Origin of the sequence: Lysinibacillus sphaericus (genome assembly GCF_000600105.1) — a bacterium.
GTDB classification, from domain to species: domain Bacteria; phylum Bacillota; class Bacilli; order Bacillales_A; family Planococcaceae; genus Lysinibacillus; species Lysinibacillus sphaericus.
Genome location: NZ_CP006837.1, coordinates 1350206 through 1362898 on the forward strand (window position 1 = coordinate 1350206; position 12693 = coordinate 1362898).

Consider the following 12693-nt stretch of genomic DNA (forward strand, 5'->3'; position numbering starts at 1 on the left):
TGTTAAGAGAAAAATATCCTATAATCCTGCTTTGGGAAATGTTTATATTACAAAGTGGATTATTTTGGTAATATTAATGTTGAGTAAATATTGTCCTGTGGGAGGAATTCTAAAATGTTTAAAGCTGTATTATTTGATTTAGATGGAACTTTATTGAATCGTGATAAATCGATTGAGCTTTTTATAAACCAGCAATATGAAAGATTATTTGAGTTACTATCTCATATTTCAAAAGAGCAGTATATTTCAAGATTTATTGAATTAGACAATAGTGGATATATTTGGAAGGATAAAGTATACCAACAACTGATTGATGAATTTAATATATCTTCAGTAACATGCGAAGTATTTCTACAAGATTATTTAAAAGAATTCAAAAATCATTGTGTAGGATTTCCTCATATTCATGAAATGTTGGAGGAGCTGAAAAATAATAAAATCGCTTTAGGCATGATTACAAATGGGTTCGGTCAGTTCCAAATGGAAAATATTAAAGCTTTGAACATTGATCAATATTTTGACGTAATATTAGTATCTGAATGGGAAGGAATGAAGAAACCTAATCCTCAAATCTTTATAAATGCATTAGAAAAATTAAACGTAGAACCTTCAGAAAGTGTATTTATTGGTGACCATCCAGAAAATGATGTGAAAGCTGCTCAAAACGTTGGAATGAAGGGGATTTGGAAAAGAGATAATCAATGGACTGATATAGAAGCAGATGCAATAATTGATGATTATTTAAAACTTCCTGAGATTTTAAAAAAATTGGATTTTTAGCATACATTTGGGGATTTTCCATATTTAATAGGGACAGAAAACCCCTAACGCGTCCACGACTGGGAACGCGATGAATATTTGACGATGTACTAACAAAGAAGTGTTGGGGCTGTAAGGCGCCGACACTTCTTTATTTTTTTGCCCACATGGGTTTGTTTTGCTGTCTACAAATTGCCCAGTGTAGAGGCGATTTGTTATCACGCAATAATATAAGAGTTAATTCATGGTCTATTTATCATACCAGAGGATTTATCCAGTATGTATTTAAATTGGATATATAAATCCTTATCTGGAAAAAATAAATATTGGAGATACCATTAATTTTTATTGGTTTAATGGAATGTTCCTATCTTGAAAACCTTATACTTATCACAAAATTTTTGATCGTAACTTGTTATACAATTAAAAGCATGTTGAACACTAAATCTACATACCAAGTGCGGTGGAACAAATATCACCATGTAAAAACTCTTCTGGGACAAATGGTATGTCCTTGAAATCGATTTAATTCTTACTGAACATACTCTTTTGAATAAGGTAATAGAGAAAGTAAAACTATTTTAGATAATAGACACTCTCAATTAAGGGTGTTTTTTCATTGGAAGAGGCGAGAATAATGTTGAAATTTGAATTAAAAAAGTAATTTTATGAAAATAGTAATAGAATTGTAATTCAAATACATGTATATTTATGGATAGGAGGGATATATTTATGAAAAAATTTTTTAAATTTGGTTGTGGTGGTATTGTTGCTTTATTCGTATTATTAATCATTATCGGTGCATTACTTGGTGATAATAGTAATAAAGCAACTGAAAAAGAAAAAGAACCTGTTTCAGCCACAACTAAAGACGATGGTAAAAAAGAGGAATCTACTAATGAAAATAAAAAAGTTAGTATTGGTCAAGAACTTACTGTAGGTAAAGTGACATTTAAAGCTAATTCTATAGGTGAAACTAATGAGATTAGTGCTGCAGGTGGTTATATGAAGTATAAACCTGAAGCAGAAGGTGCTGTTTTCTTAAATGTAAACGTAACTGTGAGAAATGATGGAACAGAATCAATTAATACAGATTCAAGTTTCTTTAAACTAATTGCATCTAATGGGGCAGAATACTCACCATCATCCATTATTGTTGCAGATGATAAATATTTTTTATATGAAGGTATAAATCCAGGTCTTGCATTAACAGGAAATGTTTTATTTGAAGTTCCAGCAGGTTTAACTGGACTTGATTTACAAGTTCAAACTGGTTTTTGGGGAACAGAAACAGGTATAATAAATTTAAATTAACTTATTAAGTCACTCATTTGGGTGGCTTTTTATTTTTAAAAAAAGAGGTGCATTCATGGTGACTACCCTAACAGCAATTCAAATACAAAATCGTTTGAGTCAACCGTGCGAGCAGTGAATAATGATGTTTTATGATGGTTAACCAGATGGATGCAATGGTTGTCGCTGTTTTCACTAAAGCTCCCCGTAACATGAATAAAAGATGTTTATTTTCAGTAATTTCCTTCTTGGCTATTTTCAATAATGGTTTTAATAAACGTTTCTTTCTTCTTTGTATATGTTGGTCTATCGAACTTATATTTAGAAACATGTTCTTTTTTTATGAAGCATACTCTTTAGCTATGTGGAGGGGTAATCTAAGATAATCTCGAAACAATAATTTTTCAATCCACTCACTGCTGTTAATTTCACAAATATGCAAATGACAAGTACCCTGTCCCCATAGTCCTTTCCTAAAAAAACATCTATATATAAACTCAGGTTTATGAACATATTCAAAATCGATTTCACTAAGAGGGGTAATAAAGCTGGAAACTTCATCTAAATCTTCGACACCCACAATAATATTGATTATTGGTTTCGCTTCCAATCCCTTTATAGAAGTGCTTCTTATATGTTCAATGCCAACAATTCTATCACCTAATAACATCAACAATTCTTTTTTTTACATATTCAAATTCGATAAACTTAAGTGAAAACTTCGTTAGATGAAAATGGCTTTTAAGTTGATAACGACAATCTTTAAGAAAGTCGAGTTCTTATGTAAGGAGAGGTGAAAATTATATAGACAGTAATTCCAAAACGAAGTTTTAAGTTAAGTAACCCAAGAGCTAATCAATCCAGAAAAAATATATAGAGAAGAATGCACATAAAATAAAATTTTTACTGGCTATGCTGGTAGGCTATTATTAGCAGTTGCAGTGTACATAATAGTAAAATAAGGGGATATAGGAGGGGTAAAAGTTGAAGATTAAAAGAATGGATCATATAGGGATAATTGTCAATGACCTCTCTGCCGCTAAAGCGTTTTTTCTCGATTTTGGACTTGAGGTGAAAGGGGAATGGGAAATGGCAGGAGAGTTGATGGGATATGCAGCTGGGCTTTCTGACGCAAAAGTAGCGTGTGTGGGATTGGGCATGCCGGACGGTCAGACTTGGATAGAACTAATAAAATTTTATTCCCCGTTAGCTAAAGGGGATTTTCAGCTACCCTGTGCTAATACTTTGGGTATCCGACATATCGCATTTGCTGTTGAAAATATTGAAGCGATTGTTGCCAAACTAAAAAAGAACGGTAAGGAAATCTTTAGTGAGATACAGCAATACGAAGAACGCTATAAGCTTTGCTACGTGCGAGGTCCAGAGGGCATTATTTTGGAGTTAGCTGAAGAAATCGAAAAGTAATGGTGGGCTATATGACGCTACACGAAAGGATGATTACTTGATGACGAAAGCTGTAGTTAACTAAAGCTAAGAGCATTTTAGAAGGAATTGAGGTAAATTTGGAGATAACTAGAAATTGGAGCAATGAAATTCAAAGGCATGAACAGACAGGGTCATAACCTGCTTTGTGCGTGTCTTTTTTTAATTCTACTGATAGGTTTGGTCATAACTTTGAAGAATAGCCACGGGAATTTTTTTTGGAAAAAGTTGCACAAATTTTAATTTTGTATATAATGTGTATATAGTATATATACATTATAATGAATTTGGAGTGCTAAGCGAGCTATAGAGAGGAGATTAAATGATAGGAACTGATAAAGTATATAACAATCAACTTGGAAAACGATGGGTGCTTACCATTGGTGCCTTTTTGATTGTTCAATTGATTTTTATCGCTATTGATGGCACTTTACTGGAGCCAAATATCAACGATAGTGGCAACTTATTTGCCAGAATTGCAAGATGGATACTCGATTTGAAGCTCTTTACTAAATGGATTGCTCCTTATTCCTTTCCATTTTTTAATTTGGTCACAACAGTTCACGTGATTGCCATTCTCATTCAAGCAATACATGACATCATACAAAGAGGTTTTGAAAATAGGAAGAAGAGGGATTAGCATGCAAATAATTATTTCCAATAGTTCAAAGGAGCCGATTTATGAACAAATTACAAATCAAATTAAATCATCTATTTTAGCTGGGGAGCTACAAGAGGGTGCAGCCATACCTTCGATGCGCAAACTCGCACAGGATTTACAAATTAGTGTGATCACGACTAAACGTGCTTATGAGGAATTAGAGAAAGCAGGCTTTATCTATTCTATTGTTGGAAAGGGTTCTTTTGTCGCAGAGCAAAATCTTGAAGTAATTAGAGAGAAAAAACAGAAGGTCATTGAGGAGCAGTTGAGTGCCGTTATAACGAATAGTAAAGAAATTGGCCTGTCACTCGATGAATTGCATCAATTATTGGATATTTTGTCTGAGGAGTGAGATAAGTGGAAAATGTAATTGAGTTAAAAAACGTAACAAAACATTTTAAAGGTTTTTCAGTGAAAAATATTGATTTACAAGTAAAGCAAGGGTTTGTAACAGGATTTATAGGGGCAAATGGGGCTGGTAAATCGACAACGATAAAGATGATGATGAATTTATTAAAGGCAGATGCAGGGGAAGTGAAGGTTTTTGGGTTAGACTACAAGACCCATGAGAAGGCAATCAAGGAACGCATTGGGTTTGTATATGATGGCAATGTATTTTTTGAAGGGCTCAACTTAAAAGATATCAAGCGTATTGTTGCACCAGCTTATAAAAATTGGGATGATACATTATTTTATCAATATGTGGAACAATTCGAATTACCGATGAATAAAGCAGTGAAAACTTTCTCAAAAGGAATGCAAATGAAGGCTTCGTTGGCGATAGCGTTATCACATCATGCCGAGCTAATACTCATGGATGAGCCAACTGCAGGTTTAGATCCAATTTTTAGACGAGAACTGTTGAATCTCTTACAAGAGTTAATGATTGATGGGAATCGTACTATTTTCTTTTCCACGCATATTACCACAGACTTAAATCGAATTGCAGATTATATAGCTTTTATACAAAAAGGACAATTAGTGTTTAATAAGTCCATTCATGATGTTACAGAAAACTATGCTATTGTGAAAGGAAGATTGGATCTGCTGGATCGAGATACAGAACAAGCCTTTGTACACATTCATCGTGCATCTACAGGTTTTGAAGCATTAACGGATAATATTAGCGCAGTGAAAAATATTTTCGGAGAGTCCGTTATCATTGACCCAGCATCATTGGAAGATATTATGTATTACATGAAAGGGAGAGGAAGCTATGTTTAATTTAATCTGGCGCGATGTAATCATGCAAAAAAAGCTACTCTTAACGTTTATTCCTTTTATAGCATTCTTTATTTTTATGGATTCGCATCCTGCTCTTATCTTTTTAGTAGCTAGTATTTTTATTCCTTTTAATGCTTATGCTTACGATGAAAAAGCAGAAACGAATATTTTATTAAATTCTTTACCATACACACGCAAGGAAATTATTGCTTCACGCTATCTTGGAGCATTAGTTTATATGATTTTATCCATTGCCGTGACAAGCTTAGCATTAATGGTCTTTAATAAAACGTTTTCACTAACAGATATCGCAATTTCTGTAGGGTTATTTATATTATTTGTTTCCCTTACTTTGCCAATGTTTTATATATTTAAACCAGGGTATATCACAATGGTTATCATGATTAGTTTCATCCTTTTAGCAGGTATAGGACCGTCTATTGTAATCTTTTTAGCTGAACATTTAACAGCCATAACGGATTTTATTATCCACTTATCCATTACAACAATTTATATTGCTGCAACAGTGGTGATTTTGCTAGTATTTTTACTTTCGTGGGGTATTACTACAGCAATTTACCAACGTAAAGCATTTTAATCAATGTCCTGCTTCGTTCACCGATTTCAGCATGGCAAATTATACAATAGAAAGGGGAATTAGCTTTGTACTATTATGTAATTGATGCTTTTACAGAGACAAAGTTTGGCGGAAATCCGGCAGGCGTAGTGATTTATGAACAATTAAACGAAGAATTTATGCAAAAGTTTGCTGCAGAGGTTCGTTTTTCAGAAACAGCCTTTATTAAAAAAATAGACAATAATCATTTTGATATAAAATTTTTCACACCAACTTCCCAAGTAGCACTGTGTGGCCATGCTACAATAGCCTCCTTTAAAGCGCTATTGGACTGTCAAGCGATTGAAGATAACCATACTTACTATATGAAAACACTGGCGGGCACACTGGCTGTTGAAGTGAATCATTTGTCATGATGGAGCAAGCTGAACCAAGACTTGGGAAAATTTTTGATGATTATGATAAGCTGTCTACTCTTTTTAATATGGATAAAGAGCAGATTGGCGATAATCACTTTAAACTAGTGCCTCAAGCTGTAAGCACTGGGCTTTGGGATATGATGCTTCCAATCAAAACAAAAGATGCATTATACGCGTTAAACCCTGATTTTAATGCCCTTACACAATATGCCAAACGCCATAATATAGGAGGCGTTCATGCATTTACACTGGACACAGACAAGGGAATAGCAGAGAGTAGAAACTTTTGCCCGCTCTATGGGATTGATGAAGAAGCAGCAACAGGGACTTCCAATGGTGCGTTAACGTATTATCTTTTTCATAATCACGTGTTAACGAAATTTAATGAAGAATTCACGTTTTTGCAAGGCTATAGCATGGGCAGACCTTCTACCATTATCACTAAATTAATACATAACAATGATCCAAGAGTGATGGTGGGAGGAAATGCCATAATCTTGACAAAAGGCGAATTATACTAGACAACACTACAAAAAAACTCCCTAGGCTGATAGAAGTTTGGAAATTAGCATAGATTTTCGATAAGTCCCTATCGTAGCAAAAAAGTGTTAGAATTGCCGGCAGGCATTCTAACACTTTTCATCATTTTTAAATTGCGCTACATGTGTGGGGCATCCATACCAAAGTTTGCCCATTCCTCTTTTGAAGGACCATAAATACCTGGAACGGTTAATCCTGCCTGTCGCATAAGAACGCTCATTTGCCCACGGTGGTGGCTCTGATGTTGCATTAAAAACAATAATAGTGACCCATTCGGTATTTCTTGGCCTAGAAATTGTATATATTCCGTCATGGTCTTGTCATTCCATTGCGTTTTTAATGCATGGACAAATGCACTGCTAGCTTGGTGATAATGGTCTGCTATATATTGAGCCGAGGTAGGGACAGGAACATCTACTGTTGGAGCTTCGAACGTTAAGTTTGTATTGGATGTAATAATATGAATAGCAGTTACAGTATGCCAAGCAATGCGTCCTAAAGTCCAATTTTCTGCTGTGATGGCTTGCGTAAGTGATTGATCTGTCAACGTGTTGAGGTAATTTTGTGTGGCACTCGCTTCAAATGCCCAAGAGTGTATAAAATGGTCTACAGTTTGGAACATTAAAACCCTCCTAAAATATAGTTTTCTTTCTATACATATACAATTTTATCCTCGATTGCATGAAATAACATTATGTTTTTGTAAATAATTAAAAACCAGCTCGATTGATGATTTGAGCTGGTTTTTTGGTTACTGTTCTTGCATTATAGGAGAAGTTATTCTTTTGATGTGTCTTCTGTTTTATTGGGATCTTCCATATGTTCTTTGTGTGTAGATGGTGCTTCCGTATCATTGGGCTCTGTTTTATCTTTTGATGTACCACATCCAAATAATAGCCCTGTTGCTAGAATTGCTGTAAATGTACCGATAAATAATTTTTTCATTCATTCACCTCATAATGAAATTTATACTTTTATTCTTGCCCTATTTTTTTACTTCATACATCGTTGCTTTGCAAAAAGATTATCGAGCTTCTATTGTGTATATTGATGGTTTGTCAGGAGAAATATTATTCAAAGTTTTAGTAACAGAAAACTGTTAAAGAAAGAAATTGAATTTTAAAGTGAGTTTGACGAAAATAGGCATTTGACAACTAACAGTTTGTAGCCATCTGAAATCCTTCTAAGCTAAGTGTATGGCGTAGAAAAACGCAAGAACTAGTAATAATGCGTAGTGATTAATTGATAATGAAAATCCATAATTGTATAATTTAACGAAAATAAGAGGAGAGTCGTTATTTTGTTCGTTCATTAGACTAATCGAGTTCGACAGGGAAGAATAAAAATTCGTCATTTCGTTACTATACTGGGGGAATAAATATGCCTTGTAAAAGCTGTTTAGTTTTAGAGTTACAGTTTGACATACAGTTAAAGGGCCATCGAAATCTATCACTAATGGAAAAGGTAGTTAATCATTTTAAAAGAAGAGGCTTTTTGCTTTCAGTGAAGGATGATTACTTCATGATTCAAGAGTCAGGCGTTAGGGAATTTGTTGATTTTTGCCATGATTATATGGATTTAGCGCAAGTTTATTTTCGTTTTGACAATAGAACGTGGCAGCCTATTACAGAAATCGAGCCGATTTTAGAGATGAAGTGGATTGATGAAGTAATCAGGAAGAAATCTGTTATTAGCTACTCTCAACCGATTGTCGATGCAAATGAAGAAATTTATGCTTATGAAATATTATCTAGGTTTCCGAGAGAGGATGGTTCTCTCATCTATCCTAATGAAATTTTTACTGCAGCGAGAAGTCGAGGACGGTTATATGCTCTGGATCGCATATGTAGAATGGCGGCAGTGAGCTATTCAGCAGTATTGAAGAAAAAGACGTTTATAAACTTTATTCCCACGTCTATTTATTCCCCAGAGTTTTGTTTGCAAACAACGGTACAATTAGCAAATCAATTAGGCATTGATCCGAATCAATTTGTTTTTGAAGTAGTCGAATCAGACAAAGTCGATGACATTGAGCATTTAAAATCCATTCTCAATTACTATAAGCAAAAGGGCTTTCAATATGCCTTGGATGATGTTGGTGAAGGGTACAACACGCTGGAAATGCTTGCAGACTTAAAGCCTCAATATATGAAATTGGACATCAAATATGTTCAAGGTGTTAGCGGAAATAGTGAAAAGCAAGCAGTAGCCAAGCAGTTTTTAGCGAAGGCCTTTGAAGTGAATGCGATTTCGTTAGCAGAAGGTATTGAGAGCAGAGCAGATTTTGAATGGTTAAAGGAAAATGGTTATCAACTTTTTCAAGGTTACCTCTTTGGAAAACCGAGCATGCATCCTCAACGGAAACTGTAAAATCATAAACAATAATATCTTGAATGAAGCTTGTGTTGTACAAGCTTTTGTTCAGGATATTTTTTTGCATTTTTTAGCTTCTTTATTATTTGCAAATTTTTGTACAGCAGTTGTATACTTGTTGTAGAATTATTGTATAATATAAAACTGGATTACTTATACAAGAACATGACCATTTAAAACAACTTTGCAAATACTAGCTAACTAAGGATATAGGGAGGTTTTATGATGAAAAAGAACAAAGAAATCATTATTATCGGAGCTGGCCCGGGTGGGTTAGCATCAGCGATGTTGCTAACTGCAAAGGGTTTCAATGTAAAAGTATTTGAGAAAAAGAATTATATTGGTGGGAGAACGAGCGAAATACAGCTAGGCGAATACAAGTTTGATATGGGTCCTACATTTTTAAATATGCTATATATTGTAGAAGAGATTTTTGAACTTACTGGAAGAAATATTCATGATTACATAGAGCTAATTGACTTGAATCCTATGTATGAGCTGATTTTTAGTGATAAAAAAATTAAAATGACACGTGACAGAAACGAAATGATTCGCCAAATGAATGAGCTTTTCCCGGGAAATGAAGGAAGCTATGAGCGATATATGAAGGAAACAAATCGCAAATTAGAAAAATTAGCCCCTGTTCTACAAACGAGTATGAATCGCTTTACAGATTTACTTCAACCAAAGGTTTTAAAAGCATTAGGAGAGCTAGAAGTCGGTAAATCTTTAATTGATACATTATCGCGTTATTATAAACAAGAAGAATTACAGCTTGCATTTACTTTCCAAGCGAAATATCTTGGTATGTCTCCTTGGGAAAGTCCAGGTGCCTTTTCGATTCTCTCTTATATTGAGCATGCCTATGGGGTTTATCATGTTAAAGGTGGCTTGAACAAGTTGACACAAGCGATGGCTAAAGTTGTACGTGAAAATAATGGAGAAATTTTTACAGGCACTGGTGTATCAAAATTATGGTTAGATGGACGTAAAGTAAGAGGTGTTATTTTAGAAAATGGTGAAAAAGTTGCGGCTGATGATGTCATTATTAACGGAGACTTTGCTCATGCCATGACGAATCTAGTAGAACCAGGTGTACTAAAAAAATATTCGAAGGAAAAGTTAGACAAGAAAAAATACTCTTGTTCAACATTTATGTTATATCTAGGTGTCAATAAAACATTTGATTTGCCACACCATACAATTTGGTTTGCTGAGGACTATCGTCAAAATGTGGAAGATATTACGAATGCCAAAATATTATCAGATGACCCTTCCATTTATATCCAAAACGCTGTTGTGACTGATCCTACAGTTGCACCACAAGGGAAATCAACGCTCTATATTCTTGCACCTGTACCGAATAACTTTAGTAATATCGAATGGGAGAAATGTGAAAAAGACTATCGTGATATGTTAATAGGAATGCTTGAACAGAAACTTGGGGTTGACAATCTTGCGCAATATATTGAGGAAGAAAAAATGATTTCACCAAGAGGTTGGGAAGAGGAAATGGATGTATATAAAGGGGCGACCTTTAATCTAGGACATCAGTTAACACAAATGCTAACATTCCGTCCTCATAATAAATTTGAAGAGTTAGATCATTGCTGGTTAGTAGGAGGAGGTACGCATCCAGGAAGTGGATTACCTATTATTTTAGAGTCGGCACGTATTACGGCAAATGGTATTTTAAGAAAAGAGAAGATGACTGAATTTGCTGTCAAGCCATTACCAAAAGTAGAACTCTTTGACCCTAAAATGCCAAAAGGGCATGGTAACGGCATTGATGCGGTACAAATTTAATGATAAATCTAGTAATCTAGTGTTTTCCTTTCATCGCACCGGAGCAATGTCTAAGGATTAAGTTCATAAGGTTAGTATGAATCTTTTTAAAAATACAAAAAGGTGGGGTAGCACAACTTTATGAGGTGGCAACATTATATTTTTTATTTTTTTCTTATTTGGTATAGCTTCGGTGTGATTTTAGTAGGGTTTAATCTATTGCCAACATGGCTTGAATGGGCAAACAGTGTTTTTATTATCACAGCGGGTGTGCTTGGGGTAATTTATTTTGTTAGGGGATTTGGCGCAATTTACGGTGTGAGTATTAGTACACTCATTTTTATCACAACGTTTATTGTCGAATATTTAGGAGCTACTCATTCCATACTTTTTGGTTCTTATCATTATACGCAATATTTCGCACCTAATCTTTTTGGCGTGCCTATTGCAATTGGTTTCGCTTGGATTATGGTGATTGCCACTTCACATGCGATAGTGCATATTGTTCGTCTACCAAATAGGTGGATTCGCTCTATCATTGCTAGTCTATTAGCAGTGGTGTTTGATTTAGTGCTTGATCCTGTTTCCTTTAAAGTCAAAGAATATTGGATATGGGAACAGAGCGGGTATTATTATGACATTCCACTGACGAATTTTCTTGGCTGGTTTTTAACTGCTTTGGTTTTACATATTGTCATAGGGCTCTTTGGCAACTTGCTAAACGTAGATAAGCAGTGGCAACGACGTATGGTTCTTTTATATAGCTTAATGATTTGTATGTTTGCATTTATCGCCCTGTTAAACAAACTCTATTTAGCAGCAATCATTCCAGTAATCGTTTTAGCTATCCTACTTGTAACTATGAAGCGAGATGAACATTATGTTTGAGGCAAAAAAAAGTAAAGTTGCTGCTTGGATGTTTCACCTCGTGCAACAAAGGTTATTAAATCGCTATTTTCATAAAATTTGGCTTGCTATAGAGGAGCCCTTGCCAAAAAATGCCCTTTTTATTGCCAATCATAGTAGCTGGTGGGATGGACTTATATTTTTTCAACTGGAAAAGCGACAGAAAGTACCACCAATTTATATGATGACGCATGAAGATGGCATAAAACAAGTACCGATTTTTAAATGGATCGGTGCTTTTTCTGTCAATTCTCAAAGTACAAAGCATGTGGTGCAATCGCTCCGTTATGCACAAAAGTTATTATATGAAGAAAAAAGTGTTGCCTTGTTTCCACAAGGGGCAGAGGTTCATTTAGAAGCACGACCATTACAATTTCAAAAGGGGGCCGCTTTTTTAGCGGGAAAATCTCCTCGAATTCCTGTTATTCCAGTTACGATATACTATACTTTTCGCCATATGATAAAAGGGGAAGTATGGATTTCTATTGGAGGTCCCATCGAGACAGAAGGAAGAAACAATGAAATTCTTACACAGCATTTTGAGGAAATTATGACAGCCCAATTGAATTCGTTGAAGCAAGATGTAGTTACAAATCATTATGAAAAATATATCAATATATTATGAGGTGTGAATTTGATTATTTTAATGAGCATCTTACTAGGTTTTTGCATATGGACGATTTTAAATCTCACTTTCTTACCAAACTTAAAAA

16 protein-coding genes are annotated in these 12693 nt (G+C 34.6%); 13 read left to right on the forward strand and 3 right to left on the reverse strand.

The window, feature by feature from the left end; genetic code table 11:
• Positions 1 to 114: 114 nt before the first annotated feature.
• Both T479_RS06130 and T479_RS06135 read left to right on the forward strand, forming a co-directional pair.
• Entirely contained in the window at positions 115 to 780 is a 666-nt protein-coding gene (locus T479_RS06130) for an HAD family hydrolase (RefSeq protein WP_025218922.1), read from the forward strand.
• Positions 781 to 1491: 711 nt separating this feature from the next.
• Positions 1492 to 2073 carry a DUF4352 domain-containing protein gene (locus T479_RS06135; RefSeq protein WP_025218923.1) on the forward strand — a complete coding sequence of 194 codons (582 nt, stop codon included), beginning with the start codon at positions 1492 to 1494 and terminating at the stop codon, positions 2071 to 2073.
• Between the two features lie 319 nt (positions 2074 to 2392).
• Here the strand turns inward: T479_RS06135 and T479_RS06140 are convergent, their stop codons facing one another.
• Complete coding sequence (locus T479_RS06140; RefSeq protein WP_052599457.1) at positions 2393 to 2722, reverse strand: GrpB family protein; 330 nt, start codon at positions 2720 to 2722, stop codon at positions 2393 to 2395.
• Between the two features lie 314 nt (positions 2723 to 3036).
• Here T479_RS06140 and T479_RS06145 point away from each other — a divergent pair, with 314 nt between their 5' ends.
• From T479_RS06145 to T479_RS24175, 7 genes are all read left to right on the forward strand, one after another.
• A complete protein-coding gene (locus tag T479_RS06145; RefSeq protein ID WP_025218924.1) occupies positions 3037 to 3477 on the forward strand; it encodes a VOC family protein in 441 nt (146 codons plus the stop codon).
• A gap of 340 nt (positions 3478 to 3817) precedes the next feature.
• A complete protein-coding gene (locus T479_RS06150; RefSeq protein WP_025218925.1) occupies positions 3818 to 4135 on the forward strand; it encodes a YfzA family protein in 318 nt (105 codons plus the stop codon).
• A gap of 1 nt (position 4136) precedes the next feature.
• Positions 4137 to 4508 carry a GntR family transcriptional regulator gene (locus tag T479_RS06155; protein ID WP_025218926.1) on the forward strand — a complete coding sequence of 124 codons (372 nt, stop codon included), beginning with the start codon at positions 4137 to 4139 and terminating at the stop codon, positions 4506 to 4508.
• Between the two features lie 5 nt (positions 4509 to 4513).
• Positions 4514 to 5380: an ABC transporter ATP-binding protein gene (locus tag T479_RS06160; protein WP_025218927.1), complete on the forward strand. Its 867-nt coding sequence runs from the start codon at positions 4514 to 4516 to the stop codon at positions 5378 to 5380.
• Entirely contained in the window at positions 5373 to 5978 is a 606-nt protein-coding gene (locus tag T479_RS06165) for an ABC-2 transporter permease (protein ID WP_025218928.1), read from the forward strand. Before T479_RS06160 ends, T479_RS06165 begins: the two co-directional genes overlap by 8 nt.
• A gap of 65 nt (positions 5979 to 6043) precedes the next feature.
• Positions 6044 to 6373, forward strand: a complete 330-nt coding sequence (locus tag T479_RS24170; RefSeq protein ID WP_265101589.1) for a PhzF family protein — start codon at positions 6044 to 6046, stop codon at positions 6371 to 6373.
• Positions 6370 to 6897 carry a PhzF family protein gene (locus T479_RS24175; protein WP_265101590.1) on the forward strand — a complete coding sequence of 176 codons (528 nt, stop codon included), beginning with the start codon at positions 6370 to 6372 and terminating at the stop codon, positions 6895 to 6897. Before T479_RS24170 ends, T479_RS24175 begins: the two co-directional genes overlap by 4 nt.
• Before the next feature lie 137 nt (positions 6898 to 7034).
• Here the strand turns inward: T479_RS24175 and T479_RS06175 are convergent, their stop codons facing one another.
• A complete protein-coding gene (locus T479_RS06175) occupies positions 7035 to 7538 on the reverse strand; it encodes a DinB family protein (RefSeq protein WP_025218929.1) in 504 nt (167 codons plus the stop codon).
• Between the two features lie 155 nt (positions 7539 to 7693).
• Entirely contained in the window at positions 7694 to 7861 is a 168-nt protein-coding gene (locus tag T479_RS23900) for a hypothetical protein (protein ID WP_167331264.1), read from the reverse strand.
• Between the two features lie 435 nt (positions 7862 to 8296).
• On the opposite strand from T479_RS23900, the gene T479_RS06180 reads away from it, so the two are divergent.
• The 4 genes from T479_RS06180 to T479_RS06195 all read left to right on the forward strand — a co-directional run bounded on the left by T479_RS06180 (position 8297) and on the right by T479_RS06195 (position 12605).
• Positions 8297 to 9286 carry an EAL domain-containing protein gene (locus tag T479_RS06180; RefSeq protein ID WP_025218930.1) on the forward strand — a complete coding sequence of 330 codons (990 nt, stop codon included), beginning with the start codon at positions 8297 to 8299 and terminating at the stop codon, positions 9284 to 9286.
• A 228-nt stretch (positions 9287 to 9514) separates the two neighbouring features.
• Positions 9515 to 11095 (forward strand): phytoene desaturase family protein, encoded by a 1581-nt coding sequence (locus tag T479_RS06185; RefSeq protein WP_024361457.1) that lies wholly within the window; start codon positions 9515 to 9517, stop codon positions 11093 to 11095.
• A gap of 120 nt (positions 11096 to 11215) precedes the next feature.
• Positions 11216 to 11962, forward strand: a complete 747-nt coding sequence (locus tag T479_RS06190; RefSeq protein WP_025218931.1) for a carotenoid biosynthesis protein — start codon at positions 11216 to 11218, stop codon at positions 11960 to 11962.
• Positions 11955 to 12605, forward strand: a complete 651-nt coding sequence (locus T479_RS06195; protein ID WP_024361455.1) for a lysophospholipid acyltransferase family protein — start codon at positions 11955 to 11957, stop codon at positions 12603 to 12605. The genes T479_RS06190 and T479_RS06195 overlap by 8 nt, the downstream gene beginning before the upstream one ends.
• The last annotated feature ends 88 nt before the right edge of the window (positions 12606 to 12693 follow it).